Below are 18,893 nucleotides of genomic sequence, written 5' to 3'. Positions count from 1 at the left end.
GATTTTAAACAAATGTAACAAAAAAACCTCCACTCGAAAGTGAAGGTTTTGTATATTGCGTCGATCGCTGATTGTTACATCATTCCTGGCATTCCGCCGCCCATTGGCATTGCTGGTTCGTCTTTTTTAACTTCTGTGATTACACATTCAGTTGTTAAAAGCATTCCAGATACTGAAGCTGCGTTTTCTAAAGCTACTCTTGTTACTTTAGTTGGGTCGATAATCCCTGCTTCTAGCATGTTAACATACTCGTCAGTTTTTGCGTTGTATCCGAAGTCACCATTACCTTCTGCAACTTTTGCAACGATAACTGATCCTTCGCCACCTGCGTTAGCAACGATTTGTCTAAGAGGTTCTTCGATTGCTCTTTTTACGATTTTGATACCTGTATTTTCGTCAGCATTTTCACCGTTAAGTGCGTTAAGAGAAGCGATAGCTCTTACCAAAGCAACACCGCCACCAGCAACGATACCTTCTTCTACCGCAGCTCTTGTTGCATGAAGTGCATCGTCAACTCTGTCTTTTTTCTCTTTCATTTCTACTTCCGAAGCAGCACCAACGTAAAGAACTGCAACACCACCAGCCAATTTAGCTAGACGCTCTTGAAGTTTTTCTCTGTCATAGTCAGAAGTTGTTGTTTCCATCTGAGCTTTGATTTGTGCAACTCTACCTTTGATTTTTGCTTCGTCACCACCACCGTTAACGATAGTTGTGTTGTCTTTGTCGATTTGTACTTTTTCTGCAGTACCTAACATTTCTAAAGTTACATTGTCCATTGTGAAACCTTGCTCTTCAGAGATTACAGTACCACCAGTTAAGATTGCGATGTCTTCTAACATTGCTTTTCTTCTGTCACCAAATCCTGGCGCTTTAACAGCAGCGATCTTAAGAGAACCTCTCAATTTGTTAACTACCAAAGTTGCTAAAGCTTCACCTTCAACTTCTTCGGAGATGATAAGTAAAGATTTACCACCTTGTGCGATTGGTTCTAGTACTGGAAGTAATTCCTTCATAGAAGAGATTTTTTTCTCTACTAAAAGGATGTATGGATTTTCTAGCTCAGCTAGCATTTTTTCTGGATTTGTCACGAAGTAAGGCGACTGGTATCCTCTGTCGAATTGCATACCTTCTACAACATCTACAGTTGTATCTGTACCTTTTGCTTCTTCAACTGTGATAACACCTTCTTTACCAACTTTTCCGAAAGCTTCAGCGATTAAAGAACCGATTGTGTCATCGTTATTCGCAGAAATAGAAGCAACTTGTTTGATTTTTTCTGAAGAATCTCCAACCTCTTGAGATTGAGATTTTAGGTTTTCAACAACTGCAATAACTGCTTTGTCGATACCTCTTTTTAGGTCCATTGGGTTAGCACCTGCTGCAACATTTTTAAGACCTTCTCTTACGATTGCCTGAGCCAATACTGTAGCGGTAGTTGTACCATCACCAGCGATGTCATTGGTTTTAGAAGCAACTTCTTTTACCATTTGAGCACCCATATTTTCTACTCTGTCTTCAAGTTCGATTTCTTTAGCTACAGAAACCCCGTCCTTAGTTACGTGAGGAGCACCGAAAGATTTTTCGATTACTACGTTTCTACCTTTTGGTCCTAAAGTTACTTTTACTGCATTTGCTAATGCATCAACACCTCTTTTTAGGGCGTCTCTAGATTCGATATCGAATTTTATTTCTTTTGCCATTTTTTAATGTATTATTGTATGATGTACAATGTAAAATGTACTTTTAAATTTTTAAATTTTATTGAATAAGAAAATACATTGTACTTGGTACATTGTACTTTTTACAAATCTTATCCTAATATTCCTAATAAATCAGCTTCTCTAACGATTAAGAAATCTTTTCCGTCAAGTTTTAATTCAGAACCTGAATATTTTCCGTAAAGCACTTTGTCACCAACTTTTACTGTCATTGGTTCGTCTTTTTTACCAGCGCCAACAGCTACAACCGTTCCTTCTTGAGGTTTTTCTTTTGCTGTATCTGGGATAATAATTCCTGAAGCAGTTTTAGTTTCTGCAGCAATTGGCTCGATAAGCACTCTGTCTGCTAATGGTGTGAAGTTTACTGACATAATTATATTTATTTTTTAATTTTTATCTGCTCAAGTTTTCTCCAAGAATGTGCCAGCTCAGATTTAGTAATTGAGATTTAGGATTTTCGACAATTCGTGTCATACAAAAAAAATAAAATGTGAAAATTTGTCAGTTTTTAATTTGATTTTAGAAGAATCCATCCTTTTTGTGTCACAATTTTTTCTTCTGCATTGGTCCAAATGATAATGTACCAATAAGTTCCTGTTTTTGATTTTAAACCGTTGTGAGTACCATTCCAGATGAATTGATTGTTTTGGTTGCCTTCAAAATGCAGAGTGCCATAACGGTCGACAATTTGAAGCCTTGCATTTTTTCGATTTAGAAGAAATGAAAAATCTATCACATCATTGGTGCCATCATTATTTGGCGTGAAAACATTTGGAATTTTATGCTCTTCGATTGTTTCTTTTTCGGTTGTAAATCTATGTTCTGTACAGCCTGTCGCATCACCCGCTGAATTAAATGGTATAATTCTTACAAAATAGGTTGAATTGTAATTAAGACTTGTCGGTAGTGTAAAGCTTGTTGCATTTCCTAAATCTTGGTTTATGATGTCATTTCCGCCAGCAGTTGTTCCAACTCGGATACTGTAACCTGTTGCGCCAGGACTTGCAGTCCAAGTAATTGTAGGATTTATGGAAACATTAGTTGCGTTATTGGTTGGGAAAGTTATCGTTGTGCAGTTTGGAATTGTAATTGGTGCAGCTTCTGTCGTGAATCTGTTTTTAGCGCAACCTATCGCATCACCTGCAGAATTGAAAGGAATAACTCTTACGAAATATGTGGTATTGTAATTTAGGTTTGTTGGAAGCGCAAAGCTTGTAAGATTTCCTAAATTTTGATTTAAAATATCACTTCCACCAGCAGTAGTACCAATTCTTATTCTATATCCTGTTGCACTAGAACTTGTTGTCCATGTGATTGTTGGATTAATAGCAACATTAGTTGCATTATTTGTAGGAAAAGTAATAGTTGAGCAAGTCGGAACAGTAATGGGTGCACCTTCTGTTGTGAATTTGTTTTCAGGACAAGCTATTGCATCGCCTGCGGAATTGAAAGGAATAACTCTTACGAAATAGGTAGTATTGTAATTAAGATTTGTTGGAAATGTGAAGCTTGTCACATTTCCTAAATTTTGGTTTATAATATCACTTCCACCAGCAGTAGTTCCGATTCTTATTCTATATCCTGCTGCATCAGAACTTGCAGTCCAAGTAATGGTTGGGTTTATAGAAATGTTTGTTGCATTATTCGCAGGAAAAGTAATGATTGTGCAAGTCGGAACAATGATGGGTACATTTTCTGTTGTGAATTTGTTTTCAGTGCAACCTATCGCATCACCTGCGGAATTGAAAGGAATAATTCTTACGAAATAGGTAGTATTGTAATTAAGATTTGTTGGAAGAGCGAAGTTTGTAACATTTCCTAAATTTTGATTTAGAATATCACTTCCACCAGCAGTAGTACCGATTCTTATTCTATATCCTGTCGCACCAGAACTTGTAGTCCAAGTAATGTTTGGGTTTATAGAAATGTTTGTTGCATTGTTCGTAGGGAAAGTAATGATTGTGCAAGTCGGAACAATGATGGGTCCATTTTCTGTTGTGAATTTGTTTTCAGTGCAACCTATCGCATCACCTGCGGAATTGAAAGGAATAATTCTTACGAAATAGGTAGTATTGTAATTTAAACTGGTTGGAAGAGTGAAGCTTGTAACATTTCCTAAATTTTGATTTAAAATATCACTTCCACCAGCAGAAGTACCGATTCTTATTCTATATCCTGTCGCACCAGAACTTGTAGTCCAAGTAATGTTTGGGTTTATAGAAATGTTTGTTGCATTGTTCGTAGGAAAAGTAATAGTTGAGCAAGTCGGAACATTCGTTACTGGACGTTGTTGGAATTCGTAAGCACCAAGATCAATCGATGTACCAGATAGTCGAGATGCTTCTTGAAGATCTTGTGCTGTCGAAGGGTTTTGTCCGCTTACTTGAGAATACAAAGTGTTTTGACCATAGTCGATTGCAGGACTATTAGATTGCAAAGAGGCATTAGATGAGGAACTCACTAATAATGGATCGATGCCAACAAGGTTATCTATTCCTTGGTTGTAGGTTTGTAGAATGTTTCTTCTAATATCTTTTGTGCTTAGGTCAGTATTTGTTATTTGAGAATTAATATCTTCACGATAACCACCTTGTTTTGCAGTGTTTTCGCTAAAGATTGAATTAAAAATATTGGTTGTGTTGTTATAATAATTTGTTTTAGCATAACTTGGAATAATAACTGCTGTATTCGAATTTAGTACGAAAGTGGAATTTGTAACTTCCATAAATTCGTTGTTAAATATGGCGCCACCAATGTCAGTTGCTTTATTACTTTGAAACAAAGAGCTTATAATTTTAATACCATCGCTAGTAGCGGTGAAAATCCCACCTCCTTTTGATGCTGAGTTGTAAATAAAGCCAACTTTATCAATTTTTGTAACTCGGTTATACATCGATTTTGCATTGAAAATAGCTCCACCATCAATTCCACTTTGGTTGGATTGAAAGGTTGTGTAGCTAATGTCAAGAAAGTCGGAATTGAAAATAGCACCACCATTTTGTAAAGACTTGTTTTTTAAAAATGAGGAACCAGTAATTAGTACATCATTTGAGTTAACATAAATAGCGCCACCATCTTTTTCGGCGGTATTCATCTCGAAGCCACAATTTGTAATTTTTAAATTAGATCCCCACGTGTAGATAGCAGCCCCTTTATTTTCGGTATAGTTGTTTCTAAAAGTGCAATTAAAAATATTAGCATTTTGAGCCCAGTTATGTATCGCTCCACCACCATTTTGTCCATGTGGATAATTAATATAATTACTTCTATTGCCCTCAAAAGTACAATGGCCAATATTGATTATACCTCCAGAGCCATGCATAAGAAAAAGTGCACCAGCACCGCGACTCCCATCAGACACATTATTTACGAATGTGATATTATAGATATTGACACTATTAGATTGGAAAATAATAGCACCACCTCCATTTTCTCCTGTCACATACCCATCTTTCATAGTAAGACCATTGACAGAATTGCCATCACTATTTATTTCTAGAATTTGGGTCTTTTTTTGACCATTAAGAATACTCGGATATAATCCATAATCACGATCAGTACCATTACCAGAATAGCCTCCTAGCATATTTACGGTATATCCGTGTTCCATTTTCAATGTGGAATTGATGTTATAAGTCCCTCTTAAAAGTCGGAGTTCGTAAGCGCCCGATGTGAAATCTGCGAAGGCGGCCTGCAGTGTTTTTGTATTTTGCCAATTAGAGCCACTTTGATTACCTGAGCCAGAGGGAGATACATACCATACAGTAGCTTGTCCAGAAAATTTAATACATAATAGAACAAAAAATAGGTTAAAAAGAAGAAGTTTTTTTTTCATAAGCACTAACATATGAAAAATGATTTATTAATTCATTTTTCACAAAGATAAATCGCTTAAATGTATGCGGATTAACAAATGTTAATCCAATTTCCTCTTTTGCTTATCGTTTCTAATTCTGGAAATGCTAATGGGCGAAATATTAAGGCGCGATGCAATATGTTTGAGTGGTACAATATCCAAGAATCTAGGATAATATTGTTCAATCAGTTGGTAATTGGAAGTTGCATCATTGGCAAACATCAAATTGGTGATTTTAAAAACATAAATAAGATATTCCTCGGCAAGCGAAATTCCGAAAAGTGACCATTGATGATACTTTGCATAGAGTTCTACCAAATCTTCGCGTTCGATATACATCACATCCGAATCTTCGTAAAGTTGGACATTCATTTGGTTAGTTGTCCCTCGACGAAAACTTTCCATATCTGTCAAAAAGCTCATTTCAGGTTCTATCCAAAGCGTACGTTCTTCGCCGTTTTCTGTTATGATATAAGCTCGCGAAATAGATTTTTCGGCAATAAATAATTCTGAAATTACATCTCCCGAATTGATAAGGTGGTCACCAGCATTTATTTTGATTGTTTTGAACTTCTGCAATCCTATCTCTAAAACTTCTTCATCAAAATAAGTTCCGTAGCTCAAAATTTTTTCTCTTAAAAGGTCTTTAAAACTCATATTTTACTGAGCTTACAAATATGATGCAAAACATAGTTTATCTTAACTATATATAAGAAAAAAATCAACCGAATAGGCTGATTTTGTATTTGTAATCTGTCGATATTTAGGCTAAATTCTTCTGTAAGTAATTCTGTCAAAGTCTTTTCCGAAGAAGTTTAAGGTGGATTTTTCTTTGTTAAAACCAGATTTAGAAATTTCTGTTGCAATGTCCGAAAGTGCAGTTGGACTGCTTTGGCAAGACATATCCGAAATCAAATTTCCACTTCGGTCCAAAAGTTTTAAGGTATTAATTTTTTTATCGTTTAAAATCATTGTTCCAATTTCTGCAAATGATACATTCTGTTGTTTGCTTCCAGTTTTTATAGAAAGAAAATCTTGTCCAAGTTCAACTTTTATCTTTGGCGAAACGTATTGTAGTAAAATAATAAATGGTGCAAGAAATGCAAAACCAACGACAACACCAACTATTTTTCCTGATCCAACATTGTTGACTTTGTCCGCCATTCCATTGATACCACCAAAAGCAAAATAGCAGATGGAAAATACGACAGCAAAATAAACAATGGCAAAGATTACGGCTTTTGCGCCTGGATTTTGTCGGAAATTATAGGTTTTCATTATTCTGTTTTTTTAGCATTAATAAATAACTCGTCAATATCGGAGCAACCGCAACGTTCTTTAAAAATTGGGTCATCTTTTTTTATGCCAACATTAACGCGAATCACTTCTTTGCAATATTCCTCTTGTTTGAGAATATTTGCGAAATATGTCAAAGGAATCACGCAAATGGCAAAAGCGATAAGGCCAGGAAACATAAAGAAGAAAGTCTTCATGGCGACAACACTCGTGGAAATCACTTTGTCATTGTTTGCGCTTTTGTAAAGTCGTTTCCAAATGAAAATTCCCCAACCAACAAAAGCTGCAATTCCTAGAATAAATCCTAAATACAAACTAATGTTGTAATAAAGTTCGGCTTGGTCGTGTTTCATTGGTGCCATGTTAATTTTTTTAAGATTTATTGTTATTCTGGTTTTAAAATTACTTAAAAATACTAAAAAATGTGTTTTGAAGAATGATTAATTCTTTGGTGCTTGGATGGCATTAATAAATGTTGGTGAATCATCTACGTAAAGTAGTAATTTTTTCGGTCTTTTTGTAATTCCGAAAGGAAGTTGCGCTTCGATGTTTTCATTTAATTCCAGCATAACATTGTGTGGTTCTAGTTTACCTAACAATGCCATTTTCAACAAATTTTTGTCTCTTTTGTCATAATCTCCTTCATAGTTAGAACATTCTTGAATTTCGGTGACCGCAATTTTTAAAGTATTAAATAATCCATAACGAATGTAGATGTAGTCGTCTGATATAAGGTGCTTTCTGTAAATAATAGCTTTTATTTGTCCTATGAGATTAACTAAAATGTAGATATGCAGTATCAAAAAAGCGATGCCAAGAATTTTGTTTTTTGAAAACAATAAAAAATGAAATCCGATTCCTTCAATAATGGAAATTAAAATAAATGCTAGATAAACAGCTATTACGCCTCCGTTTTTGTAACCAGAAAAAGAATTGGTAGAAGTTTGCGTATTCTTCCATTTCAAGAAAGTGTAATAGAAAGAGCAAATTTCAAAAGTAATCATTTGGCTTATTTTTCGAAATTTTATATTGCTTTGTAAATATTCTGAAATGACAGAATGCTCATCGATAATGTTTGTTTTTTCGGTGGTCATTTTATTTCTAAAATGTTTTACAAATCGGAAAATTCTCCAAATAAGGAAAGTCAAAAATGCTAGATTGAAAATTAGTTTAAATTTAAAAAGATAGTCAAACCAAGTTCCTGTAGTTCTAAATATTAAAGGTGTGATTTTGAAAGCTAAATAAAGAACATACCAAAACGAAATATTGCTTTGTGTATTTCTGCTAAAGACAAAGAATAAAAACGGATTGACAAATAAAAAGATTGTTATTAAAACAGATGTTTGTAGGCTGTTAATGGAATCTTTCGTCATCAAAAAAAATGTTGCAGTCGCAATTTCTAATAATAAGTAGATTATAAAAGAGCGATAATTCTTCATCTTTTTGATTATTTGAAATGTGGCAATTTGTCTTTTTCGAAGATTAAATTTAAGGAAAAATCGTGTAAATGTTACTTTATTTTTATGCTTTGATGAATGATTTTGATAATAAAATTTTAAAGAAAATATTAGATTTAGAGTTCGATTGATCGGACATTTTACAATAATTATTTTTAAGCTGTAATTCTGAGACTTTTTTTTGTAAATTCTACTTGTTTTGAGATGAAAATGATTTAGTATTTTTATGTCAGATAAATTTTTAAAAACCGAAATAATGAAAAGACTTTTAATAGTAATACTATTTGGTATTGCATCTCAGTTTATGTTGGCTCAAAATTTAGAGACCTACAATATTCCAGTGTCACTTATTCCGAAAAATTTTAGTCATAAAGATGTTAAGCTAGAATGGTTTCCAAAGAATCCTGGAATTATTTCTAACTCAGAAGCAAAAAATTATTATAATGATGCGGATTCCAAACAAATTGAATTAATCTACGGCGATGTTATTTCTGCTAAGAATAATGCAGAAATTGGTGTAATTCATTTTCTATTCAAATCAATTAAAGCTGCTGATTCGGAGGTAGAAAAATTTGAAGGAGATGGCACTAATAGAGTTGTATACCTTAGAAATGGAAAGCTTGTCACAACTATTTATTATGACAGCGAAACCGACAAAAATCTAGCTGGTAAAATTGCTGATTATTTTGAAAGTAAACTTTCGATGACACGATTTATCCCAGAGCGACAAGTGACTGTAACAACAACAGCAGCGGCAGCGACATCGTATAGTGATACAAATGAAGTGACTGTGACAGATGCTGTTGTTGATTCGGCGATCGCTGTTCCGAGTTATAAGTTTGAAAACTTTCATATTAATAAAACAGCCAAAAAGAAACAAGTTCCTGTAAAATGGGAATCGAATCCAAAAGCTGCGAAATACAAAAGTGATATCACAAACATGATTAAAGATAGAGAGCCGAATTTTGCTAACTTTTATTATGCTGTATTTTTTACTGTAAAACCAGAGCAAGCCATTGGTTTTATAATTGATTCTCGTACAGGAATTATTTATGATACCCCAACATCGTGTATGGAGCCAGAAACAATGGTAGATTTTCAGGATGATAGCCGTTTGCTGATTACAAACATGTGCAGTTACGATGTTAAAGTTGATGGCTCGTTTTACAAAGGCTTTGAGTGGATTGAAGCTTCAAAAACTTTTAAAAAAATCAGCAAGAGAGAGTCTTATCTCAACTGGTAAACTGAAAACATAAAAAAGCGCTCTTATTAAAGAACGCTTTTTTGTTATTTTTTGCCAGCTGCTTGCATTGGGTTGAGTCTTCCATTGGAAGCGCCACGCGCTGAAGCTTGCTTTTGTTTGAAAACTTCAAATTTGTTTTCGGGATTAAGGCTTGTCACATTAGCGGACCAAAAGTTATTAGAAGTATCGATGTCCGCGGTCTGTTTACGTGGATCGAGTTGTACGGATTTTAAAACTTTATCAAAATAATAAGTTTTAGATACCTTTTGTTCGTTATGTCGCCAGATTTGTGCTGGGATATTATCCGACAATTTGCTACCATCTTCAAAAGTGAATTCCAAAATAATTGGCATCACCATTCCGCCTTTATTTTCGAAATCGAGTTGGTAAGCCGTCATGTTTTTTAGTTTGTTTTGTTCGTCTTTTGATAAAGCGGTAAAGTCCGTTTCGTTGGTAACGTAGTTTTTATTTAGATCAAGTTTTTCTTGTCCACGAGCATAACGATAATAGAAGTCTTGTAAATCTTTATCTTGGTCAACTGCAAATTTGGTTTTGGCATCACGTTCTCTCGATTTCGAGATGTCATTAACATTATCTTCTGCTGTTGGATCAATTTTATAGCTAAATTCCATGTTTTTTGGTTGCGCATTGAGATCAGGTTTTGCGATGGTCACTTTTGTTAAAGCGATATCGACAGGATCTGTACCATAGAACCAACCTCTCCAAAACCAATCCAAATCTTCGCCACTAGCATCTTCCATCGTTCTGAAAAAATCTGCAGGTTCTGGATGACGGAACGCCCATCGTTTAGCATAGGTTTTAAATGCTTGATCAAATAAGTCGCGTCCCATAATTGTTTCTCGAAGGATATTGAGTCCAGTTGCAGGTTTGGCGTAAGCATTTGGTCCAAATTGCGCGATGTTTTCGGAGTTGGTCATAATGGGCTCCAATTGATCTTTGGGCAACTTCATATAATCAACAATTTTGTCTGCTGGACCACGTCTAGATGGGAATTTGTTATCCCATTTGCTTTCTGTTAAAAACTGAACAAAACTGTTAAGACCTTCGTCCATCCAGCTCCATTGTCTCTCATCGGAATTTACAATCATTGGGAAAAAGTTGTGTCCAACTTCATGGATAACAACACCAATCATTCCATTTTTAGTCGCTTCGGAATAAGTGCCATCTTTTTCGGTTCTTCCATAGTTGAAGCAAATCATCGGATATTCCATACCATTTGCTGCTTCCACAGATTGCGCTACTGGATAAGGGTAGGGAATTGTAAATTCCGAATAAGTTTTGATGGTGTGAGCAACCGCTTTCGTCGAATATTTTCTGTACAGTCCGTAGGCTTCTTTGCCGTAAAGACTCATCGCCATAACGTTGTTATTGTTTTCGGGAATATTAACATTCATCCCGTCCCAAACAAATTTTCGTGAAGAAGTCCAAGCAAAATCTCGTACATCCTTAGCTTCAAAAATCCAAGTTTTACGATCTTTAGATTTTGACTTTTCAGCTTTTTTGGCTTCTTCTAAAGTTACAATTTCAATTGGCTCTTTTGCTGTTTTGGCTTGTTGATATCTAGAATATTGTACCGCCGTTAAGACTTTATCATAATTTTTTCCTTCACCAGTTGCGCCTACGATATGATCTGCAGGGACATTAATACTTACTTTATAATTTCCGAAAACCAAGGCAAACTCGCCTCGTCCTGTGAATTGATGGTTTTGCCATCCATGGAAATCGCTGTACACGCAAAGTCTCGGAAACCACTGCGTGATGGTGTAAAGGTCGTTGCCATCTTCTGGGAAAAACTCGTAGCCACCGCGACCACCCATAGTCATTCTGTCAGAGATATTGTAATTCCAATCAATTTTAAAAGTGAAAGATTCTCCTTTTTTCAGTGTTTTTGGAAGATCAATTTTCATCATGGTTTTGTTAACCACATAATTCAGATTTTTCCCTGACGCATCAGTAACTTTTGTTAAGTTAACACCATAAGAATTGTCTTTAGCAGGCAGTTCTGTAATGCTTACTTTGTCAATAGTTGTTGTTTTCGGAATCGTTGATGAAAACTGATAATTAGCATTGTTAATCGTCGAATGTTCGTTTTCGTCCAATTGCAACCAAATGTAATCCAAATCGTCAGGCGAATTGTTGGTGTAAGTTACTGTTTCGGAGCCGCGCAGATTTCTTTTATCTTCATCTAGATAAGCGCTAATATCATAATCAGCACGATTTTGCCAATAAGCATGTCCAGGCGCTCCTGAGGCAGTCCTGTAAGAATTTGGTGTAGGAAGTATTGTTCCCAACTGCTCAAATTTGTTGGCATGGTTGCTACCAGGATTATTCTGAATATTCTGTGCAAAAAACGTTACGGACAAACTTAATGCTAAGGCTGATATTTTGATTTTCATCTTTCTAAAGAAGATTATTTTTATAATTAATTAAACGAAGTTAAGGAAAAGTTGGTGTTTCACTACTTCTTAAAAAGGAATTCTCTCTAAAGTCATTTGCAAGGCTAAAGCAAATACGCCAGACGAAGCAAACATAATCCAGTCTTTTCTATTGACTTTGAAGATGTTTAACAATATAAAAAGCACTATCAGAATCGCAAAAACAACGACGATTTGACCAAGCTCCAAACCAAGATTAAATCCTAAAAGCGGTACAAAAATGCTTTGCTCTTTTGCCAACATCATTCGTGCTGTGTTTGCAAATCCCATCCCATGAATTAAACCGAAAAATAACGCCAAATAATAATTCATCTTCATAAGGCTTTTTTGATTGTTTCGCATCAGAATATTGTCTAAAGCAGTAATGGCGATGGTTAACGGAATTAAAAATTCGACCCAATTGGATGGTACTTTTAATAAATTAAAAACACTTAACGCCAATGTCACCGAATGTCCAATGGTGAAAGCAGTTACCAAGACTAAAATTTTCTTCCAATCTTTGTAAGAATAGACGGCAACCAAAGCCAAAACGAAGAGTTGATGGTCAAGTGCATCTAGCGAAATAATGTGTTCCCAGCCAAGCTTGAGGTAGAATAGAAAATCTTGCATTCTTTATTTTTTAGCAAATGCGATAATACAATTTTTAATTAACTTTGAAAAGTTTTTGTAATCTAAAACTCTGTTTAATCATTGTTAAATAAAGGCTTTTGAAAAGATTTTTTCTGTTTTTAATGCTTGTATGTTTTGCGTTTTCTTCGTTTAAGGAAAATGCGCATCCTTATCATGTTGGTTCGGTGGAATTTAATTATAATCAAAAAAGTAAAACTTTTGAGATTTCGGCAAAGTTCTTTTTGGATGATATGGAAAATGCGCTTAATAAAAAGTATCCAAAATCTTTAAAGTTTTTGGATGCAAAAAGTCACGATGTCATCAATGAAGCAATGAAAAATTATTGTGCAGAATACATGAGGCTAAAAGTCAATAATCAGTTTGTGAAAATTAATTATTTAGGATTTGAAGAGGATAACGAAAGTGTCAATGTCTTCTTGGAAACTGATGTTGTCAATCAACCCAAAAAAGTGGAAACTTCAGTGAGTATGTTGTACAATTTATTTGACGATCAACTCAATATTATCCATATTATCGTTAACGGAAATCGGAAAAGCGAAAAACTCACTTTCCCGAATCGTTATTTGTATCAGCAGTTTTAAAGTTTATTTTAACTAAAAAACTTAGCCTTTATACCAAAGTTGTTCGCCTTTTAGATCTAAATGTGATGGCGTATTGTTGGTGAAAAGTCCTCCAGTTCCTAAACCTTGCGGTAATTGACTTTGTTTTGGATAAGTGTATTGTGCAATCGCATTGAGGCCAATGTTACTTTCTAAAGCTGAGGTAATCCACCAACCGACATTTTGATTTTCGGCTAGGTCTATCCACTCATCACTGCCTGAAAAACCGCCAATTAAAGTTGGTTTTAAAATAATAAATTGTGGTTTTATTTCTTTTAGTAAATCAACTTTGGAATCGTAATTGAGAATCCCAATTAGTTCTTCATCAAGCGCAATTGGCGTTGGTGTTTCGGCACAAAGTTTAGCCATCTCTTTCCAGTTTCCAGCTTCGATTGGTTGCTCGATAGAATGGATGTCAAGATTTGCCAATTCATCGAGAACTGTTTTTGCTTTCTCTGGAGAAAAAGCACCATTTGCATCGACGCGAAGTTCTAGGACTTCTTTGGGGAAATTCTGACGAAGCTCGGCAATTACTTGTTTTTCGTTGTCCCAATCGACGCCGATTTTTAGTTTAATACAATGAAAATTTTGAGCAAGCTTTTCTTCAATTTGCTCTTTCATATAATTAACATCGCCCATCCAGATTAATCCATTAATTTGAATTGAATCTTTTACTTCTGTAAAGTCACTTGGGAAATAAATATTTCCGCCATGTTCAAGATTTAGAAATGCTTGTTCGAGACCAAAAATAATCGATGGGTGATTCACCATTTCTTCGCGAAGATGGTCTAGTCCAAGATTCACATTTTGACAAGCCCAAGTTAGTGCATCTTCATATTCGTCATCATCATCAAAACTTAAACCTTTGAAAAGGTTAGCCTCGCCAATTCCTGTTTTGCCATCTTCTTCAATGTGGATGAAGTAGGTCTCTTTAACATTCAAAACGCCGCGAGATGTTCCACTCGGGCGTTTGAAGTTTAATGTGTATTTTTCGAAACGTGCTGTTTTCAAAATAAATTTTAGATTTTATCAACTGCTTTTGACATGAATTCTTCCGCTTTGGTTACCATTGCAGCGCTACCAGCGAAGAATGGAACACGTTGGTGAAGTTCTGTTGGCTCGATGTCCAAAATTCTTTTGAATCCGTCGCTTGCCTTTCCGCCAGCTTGTTCTGCCAACATTGCCATTGGATTACATTCGTAAAGCAAACGAAGTTTTCCTTTTGGCGATTGCGATGTAGAAGGGTAGATGTAGATACCGCCTTTCAACATATTTCTGTGGAAATCCGATACTAGAGATCCGATGTAGCGCGATGTGTAAGGTCTGTCTCCTTCTTCCTCTTGGCAATATTTGATATAATCTTTAACGCCTTGTGGGAATTTAACATAGTTACCCTCATTAATAGAGTAGATTTTTCCGTTTGCTGGGATTTTAACATCCTTATGAGAAAGGTAATACGTCCCAATCGCTGGATCTAGTGTAAAACCATTAACACCGTTACCTGTTGTGTAAACAATCATTGTAGACGAACCATAAACGACGTAACCTGCAGCAACTTGTTTAGAGCCTTTTTGTAAAAAGTCTTTTAGTTCCACTGGATCTCCAGGATTTGTAATTCTTCTATAAATAGAGAAAATTGTCCCAACAGAAACGTTAACATCGATGTTAGAAGAACCATCCAAAGGATCGATTAATACCACATATTTGCTAAGGTGTGCGTTGCCTTTGCAAGAGATTTCGATGAAGTCATCATTTTCTTCCGACGCGATTCCACAAACCACTTCTCTTTGAGAAAGCGCCGTGATAAAGATTTCGTTAGCTAGAACATCCAACTTTTGTTGTTGCTCGCCTTGTATGTTTTCTTTGCCTGCAATCCCGATGATGTCAGCGATTCCTGCTTTGTTTACTTCGCGGTTTACCAATTTGGAAGCCATACGAATACAACTTAATAGTCGAGATAGCTCACCAGAAGAATATCTAAAATCATCCTGTTTCTCGATGATAAATTCGCCTAGGGTTTGTAATGGTTCTTTACTCATTTTTTAGTGTTTATTAGAAAATTGACCAAATTTACTAGAAATTTTTCGATAAATCTATAGTCTTTTAAAGTTAAGGAAATTTAACGATTCTATTGATTTTATTTTAAGGAAATTTTAATTTTATTAAGAATAATTTGGAAAATTAATTTGTTTTTTGGTGTTATTATTTTGATAAAAAGCTTATATTGTGTAATAATTATCACATTCTTTGGTACTCAAGGATTCTCAATCTAAGATTTTCTCAAGATACTTGATTTTTATCTTAATCTTAATATTTGTTAACAAGTCTATTTCGTAAATCAGTCATTATTAATAATTTTGGAGATTGTAATAAAAAGTAAAGGAAAAACTAAGTAAAGTGAAGGTATTCAAATTCGGTGGTGCATCTGTAAAAGATGCAGAAAGTGTGAAAAACGTAGCCTTGGTTTTGGGAAATCAGGGATTCAGAAATTGTTTGATGGTTGTTTCGGCAATGGGAAAAACGACCAATGCTTTAGAAAAAGTAGTGGCAGATTATTTTGCGAAGAAGGATTATCAGGAAGAAATTCAGAAAATAAAACAATTTCATATTGATATTGCAAAAGGGCTTTTCCAAGAAGAACATCCTGTGTATGCAGAAATCAATTTGTTTTTTGATGATATCGATTCGTTTTTGAGACGTAATAAATCACCGAATTATAACTTTGTGTATGACCAAGTTGTCAGTTGTGGTGAGATGATTTCTTCGAAAATCGTTAGCGAATTCCTGAACGAATCGCAGTTTGAGAATGTTTGGCTAGACTCTCGCGACTATATCAAAACAGATAATACTTATCGTGAAGGTGTTGTCAATTGGAAAGAAACAGAAGAGAATATTCAAAAACTTAACAAAGAAAAAAATTATGTTACCCAAGGTTTTATCGCTTCGGATGAGCATAATTTTACGGTGACTTTAGGCCGTGAAGGTTCCGATTATTCGGCGGCGATTTTTGCATTTGGTTTTGATGCTTCCGAAATGACGATTTGGAAAGATGTTCCAGGCGTTATGACAGGGGATCCACGCATTTTTGATGATGTGGAATTGTTGGATAGCATTTCTTACGAAGAAGCCATTGAAATGGCTTATTATGGTGCATCGGTTATTCACCCGAAGACTTTGCAGCCACTTAAACAAAAGAATATTCCGTTTTTTGTGAAGTCCTTTATTGATCCATCAAAAGCCGGAACCAAAGTTGGAAATGCTAGTGATAATCAATACTTGGAGTCGTATATACTTAAAAAAGAACAATATTATTTAACAGTAGATACACGAGATTTTTCTTTTATCGCAGAAAACCACATGAAAGAAATTTTTTCGCTACTTTTAAAATATAATATCAAAGTGTCGTTGATGCAAAACTCTGCAATTTCGTTAGAGTTATGTTTGGAGGATAAATTTGGACATATCGATGAGTTTGTACAAGATTTGCAAAACGGATTTAGTACAAATTTGATTAAAGAAGTGTCTTTGTTTACGGTGAGAAATGCAAAAATTGACGAACTAGATAAATTTTATAAAGATAAAAAAGTGCTATTGGAGCAATTGTCCAAGAATACTTTACAAATGGTAATCCAATAACATGAGTTTAATTTCTAAAGAAGATTTAATAAAGGCAGCAGGTCTTAACAAATTCGGATTTCTAAAGAATCCAATCGCTTCTTCTATTCTAGGTTTAGCAAAAATAAATGAAGTTAATAAACTTTATGATAAACTAAAAGATAAAGAAGGTCAGGATTTTTTCACGGGTTTTGTTAAGGAGCTTGACCTAAAATATGTAGTCTTCGAAGAAGATTTAGCAAAAATTCCGAAAACGGGACCATTTATTTTGGTGTCCAATCATCCGCTTGGCGGTATTGATGGTGTATTGATGTGCAAGATTTTGTCCAGTATACGTCCGGATTTCAAAATAATGGGCAATTTCCTTTTGGAAAAGATAAAACCAATGGCACCTTATGTTATTGCAGTTAATCCTTTTGAAGGGCGCAAAGAGGCCTACAGTAGTAGTGCTGGCATGCGCGAAACTTTGAAGCATTTGCAAGAAGGTGGTTGTATTGGGATTTTTCCGGCGGGAGAAGTTTCAAACAAGAATAACGAGTACAATGAGGTAATGGACAAAGCTTGGGAAACGCCTGCGCTAAAGCTTATTAAAAAGGCTAGAGTCCCAGTTGTGCCAATGTATTTCCATGCGCGTAACAGCCGAATGTTCTACAATATGGCGAAGCTTCATCCTGATTTGCAAACGATGTTGCTGCCATCAGAAATGATGAAGAAAAGGGATAATCCAATTAGAATAAGAATTGGGAAGCCTATTTCGGTGAAGCAAATGGATGAGGAAGAAAACATCGAAGAATTGGGCGATTTTCTAAAAAAGAAAGTCTATATGCTGAAGTCTTATTATGATAAAAGAAAAAGTATTGCTGAGACTTTGATGATCCCAAATTTGTCTTTAAAACTTCCATTGTCGAAACAACAAAATATCGTTCAGAATATTATTGACGAAACGCCTGAAGAAGATATTTTGGCAGAAATTGAATTGCTAAAAAAGGACGATAAAAAGCATTTGTTTTCGTACAGCGATTATGATATGTTTTTCACAAAATATGAGGAGATTCCCAATATTATGCGTGAAATCGGTCGTCAGCGTGAGTTGACTTTCCGTAAAATAGGTGAAGGAACCAATCTTCCTTTTGACTTAGATGAGTATGATAAACATTATCACCATCTATTTTTGTGGGATAATGCCAACAGAAAATTGGTGGGTGCTTATCGTATGGCTTTGGGTGTTGAAGTGATGAAGAAGTACGGAATAGACGGCTTCTACACCAGTTCGTTGTTCGAATATGACCAAGAGTTGCAACCGTTCTTCCGCAAAGTTATCGAAATGGGGCGCGCCTATATTTCTTCTGAATATCAGCAAAAGCCGTTTCCGTTATTCTTACTGTGGAGAGGAATTGTACATGTTTGCTTAAGAAATCCTGAACATAAATTCTTGATGGGTGGCGTTAGTATCAGTAATAAGTTTTCGGAGTTTTCGAAATCTCTGATGATTGAGTTTATGCGTTCGCATTATTTCGATTCTGCGGTAGCGCAATATGTTCATCCGAAGAATGATTATAAAGTTATTCTAAAAGAGCGCGATAAAGCTTTGTTTTTCGAAGATATGGATGCTGACCTTAACAAGTTGGATAAAATCATCGATGACCTCGAACCTGAGCTTCGTTTACCTGTTTTAATCAAAAAATATATCAAGCAGAACGCAAAAGTGATTGCCTTTAATGTTGATCCTAACTTTAATGACGCGATAGATGGTTTGATGTATATCAGAATTAGTGAGCTTCCGGAAGATACTATTCGACCAGTTTTGGAAGAAATGAGTGCTTTCTTAAAAAATGAAACTGAAAAAAAATCGCCTGATAATCAGTGATGTCGGTGTTTTTTATAAAAAAAGTTTAAAAAAGACTTGCGCCGTATAGTAAAACATTATACCTTTGCACCACTGAAAACAACGAAACAGTTGCTCTTAGTAAAAAAGGTTTCTTAGCTCAGTTGGTAGAGCAATGGATTGAAAATCCATGTGTCC

General features: G+C 35.1%; 15 protein-coding genes. 4 read left to right on the top strand and 11 right to left on the bottom strand.

Annotated elements, in window-relative coordinates:
• Nucleotides 1–74: 74 nt before the first annotated feature.
• The 7 genes from groL to Q1V95_RS02875 all read right to left on the bottom strand — a co-directional run bounded on the left by groL (nt 75) and on the right by Q1V95_RS02875 (nt 8,309).
• Nucleotides 75–1,700 (bottom strand): chaperonin GroEL, encoded by a 1,626-nt coding sequence (groL, locus tag Q1V95_RS02905; RefSeq protein ID WP_300670095.1) that lies wholly within the window; start codon nt 1,698–1,700, stop codon nt 75–77.
• A gap of 110 nt (nt 1,701–1,810) precedes the next feature.
• Nucleotides 1,811–2,089 (bottom strand): co-chaperone GroES, encoded by a 279-nt coding sequence (locus tag Q1V95_RS02900; protein WP_079666196.1) that lies wholly within the window; start codon nt 2,087–2,089, stop codon nt 1,811–1,813.
• A gap of 137 nt (nt 2,090–2,226) precedes the next feature.
• A complete protein-coding gene (locus Q1V95_RS02895) occupies nt 2,227–5,553 on the bottom strand; it encodes a T9SS type B sorting domain-containing protein (RefSeq protein WP_300670092.1) in 3,327 nt (1,108 codons plus the stop codon).
• A gap of 81 nt (nt 5,554–5,634) precedes the next feature.
• Nucleotides 5,635–6,231 (bottom strand): cyclic nucleotide-binding domain-containing protein, encoded by a 597-nt coding sequence (locus Q1V95_RS02890; protein WP_300670090.1) that lies wholly within the window; start codon nt 6,229–6,231, stop codon nt 5,635–5,637.
• A gap of 111 nt (nt 6,232–6,342) precedes the next feature.
• Nucleotides 6,343–6,852 (bottom strand): hypothetical protein, encoded by a 510-nt coding sequence (locus tag Q1V95_RS02885; RefSeq protein ID WP_300670088.1) that lies wholly within the window; start codon nt 6,850–6,852, stop codon nt 6,343–6,345.
• Nucleotides 6,852–7,232, bottom strand: a complete 381-nt coding sequence (locus tag Q1V95_RS02880; protein ID WP_300670086.1) for a hypothetical protein — start codon at nt 7,230–7,232, stop codon at nt 6,852–6,854. Before Q1V95_RS02880 ends, Q1V95_RS02885 begins: the two co-directional genes overlap by 1 nt.
• A 78-nt stretch (nt 7,233–7,310) precedes the next feature.
• Complete coding sequence (locus Q1V95_RS02875) at nt 7,311–8,309, bottom strand: hypothetical protein (protein WP_300670084.1); 999 nt, start codon at nt 8,307–8,309, stop codon at nt 7,311–7,313.
• A gap of 274 nt (nt 8,310–8,583) precedes the next feature.
• On the opposite strand from Q1V95_RS02875, the gene Q1V95_RS02870 reads away from it, so the two are divergent.
• Complete coding sequence (locus tag Q1V95_RS02870) at nt 8,584–9,570, top strand: hypothetical protein (protein WP_300670082.1); 987 nt, start codon at nt 8,584–8,586, stop codon at nt 9,568–9,570.
• A gap of 44 nt (nt 9,571–9,614) precedes the next feature.
• Here Q1V95_RS02870 and Q1V95_RS02865 read toward each other — a convergent pair whose 3' ends face one another.
• Together Q1V95_RS02865 and Q1V95_RS02860 are read right to left on the bottom strand one after the other, a co-directional pair.
• Nucleotides 9,615–11,987: a M1 family metallopeptidase gene (locus Q1V95_RS02865; protein WP_300670080.1), complete on the bottom strand. Its 2,373-nt coding sequence runs from the start codon at nt 11,985–11,987 to the stop codon at nt 9,615–9,617.
• A 69-nt stretch (nt 11,988–12,056) separates the two neighbouring features.
• The gene (locus tag Q1V95_RS02860; RefSeq protein WP_300670078.1) at nt 12,057–12,635 is read right to left on the bottom strand and encodes a HupE/UreJ family protein; all 579 of its coding nucleotides are present in this window, start codon (nt 12,633–12,635) and stop codon (nt 12,057–12,059) included.
• A gap of 98 nt (nt 12,636–12,733) precedes the next feature.
• On the opposite strand from Q1V95_RS02860, the gene Q1V95_RS02855 reads away from it, so the two are divergent.
• Nucleotides 12,734–13,237: a DUF6702 family protein gene (locus Q1V95_RS02855; protein ID WP_300670076.1), complete on the top strand. Its 504-nt coding sequence runs from the start codon at nt 12,734–12,736 to the stop codon at nt 13,235–13,237.
• Between the two features lie 21 nt (nt 13,238–13,258).
• On the opposite strand, the gene Q1V95_RS02850 is transcribed toward Q1V95_RS02855, so the two are convergent.
• Together Q1V95_RS02850 and fbp are read right to left on the bottom strand one after the other, a co-directional pair.
• Nucleotides 13,259–14,266 carry an o-succinylbenzoate synthase gene (locus tag Q1V95_RS02850; protein WP_300670074.1) on the bottom strand — a complete coding sequence of 336 codons (1,008 nt, stop codon included), beginning with the start codon at nt 14,264–14,266 and terminating at the stop codon, nt 13,259–13,261.
• Nucleotides 14,267–14,274: 8 nt separating this feature from the next.
• Entirely contained in the window at nt 14,275–15,294 is a 1,020-nt protein-coding gene (fbp, locus tag Q1V95_RS02845) for a class 1 fructose-bisphosphatase (protein ID WP_300670072.1), read from the bottom strand.
• Nucleotides 15,295–15,652: 358 nt separating this feature from the next.
• On the opposite strand from fbp, the gene Q1V95_RS02840 reads away from it, so the two are divergent.
• Both Q1V95_RS02840 and Q1V95_RS02835 read left to right on the top strand, forming a co-directional pair.
• A complete protein-coding gene (locus Q1V95_RS02840) occupies nt 15,653–16,891 on the top strand; it encodes an aspartate kinase (protein WP_300670070.1) in 1,239 nt (412 codons plus the stop codon).
• 1 nt (nt 16,892) lies between these two features.
• On the top strand, nt 16,893–18,737 hold the full coding sequence (locus Q1V95_RS02835) for a lysophospholipid acyltransferase family protein (RefSeq protein ID WP_300670068.1): 1,845 nt from the start codon (nt 16,893–16,895) through the stop codon (nt 18,735–18,737).
• Nucleotides 18,738–18,893 lie beyond the last annotated feature (156 nt).

It is taken from the genome of Soonwooa sp. (assembly GCF_030151385.1).
Lineage (GTDB): Bacteria > Bacteroidota > Bacteroidia > Flavobacteriales > Weeksellaceae > Soonwooa.
Note: the sequence above shows the minus strand (reverse complement) of the source record. Positions and strands in the feature narration are given on the sequence as shown.

Bases quoted from the DNA above. Each gene is read 5' to 3' on its own strand.
- groL (WP_300670095.1), bottom strand. From the start codon at position 1,700: ATGGCAAAAGAAATAAAATTCGATATCGAATCTAGAGACGCCCTAAAA.
- Q1V95_RS02900 (WP_079666196.1), bottom strand. From the start codon at position 2,089: ATGTCAGTAAACTTCACACCATTAGCAGACAGAGTGCTTATCGAGCCA.
- Q1V95_RS02895 (WP_300670092.1), bottom strand. From the start codon at position 5,553: ATGAAAAAAAAACTTCTTCTTTTTAACCTATTTTTTGTTCTATTATGT.
- Q1V95_RS02890 (WP_300670090.1), bottom strand. From the start codon at position 6,231: ATGAGTTTTAAAGACCTTTTAAGAGAAAAAATTTTGAGCTACGGAACT.
- Q1V95_RS02885 (WP_300670088.1), bottom strand. From the start codon at position 6,852: ATGAAAACCTATAATTTCCGACAAAATCCAGGCGCAAAAGCCGTAATC.
- Q1V95_RS02880 (WP_300670086.1), bottom strand. From the start codon at position 7,232: ATGGCACCAATGAAACACGACCAAGCCGAACTTTATTACAACATTAGT.
- Q1V95_RS02875 (WP_300670084.1), bottom strand. From the start codon at position 8,309: ATGAAGAATTATCGCTCTTTTATAATCTACTTATTATTAGAAATTGCG.
- Q1V95_RS02870 (WP_300670082.1), top strand. From the start codon at position 8,584: ATGAAAAGACTTTTAATAGTAATACTATTTGGTATTGCATCTCAGTTT.
- Q1V95_RS02865 (WP_300670080.1), bottom strand. From the start codon at position 11,987: ATGAAAATCAAAATATCAGCCTTAGCATTAAGTTTGTCCGTAACGTTT.
- Q1V95_RS02860 (WP_300670078.1), bottom strand. From the start codon at position 12,635: ATGCAAGATTTTCTATTCTACCTCAAGCTTGGCTGGGAACACATTATT.
- fbp (WP_300670072.1), bottom strand. From the start codon at position 15,294: ATGAGTAAAGAACCATTACAAACCCTAGGCGAATTTATCATCGAGAAA.
- Q1V95_RS02835 (WP_300670068.1), top strand. From the start codon at position 16,893: ATGAGTTTAATTTCTAAAGAAGATTTAATAAAGGCAGCAGGTCTTAAC.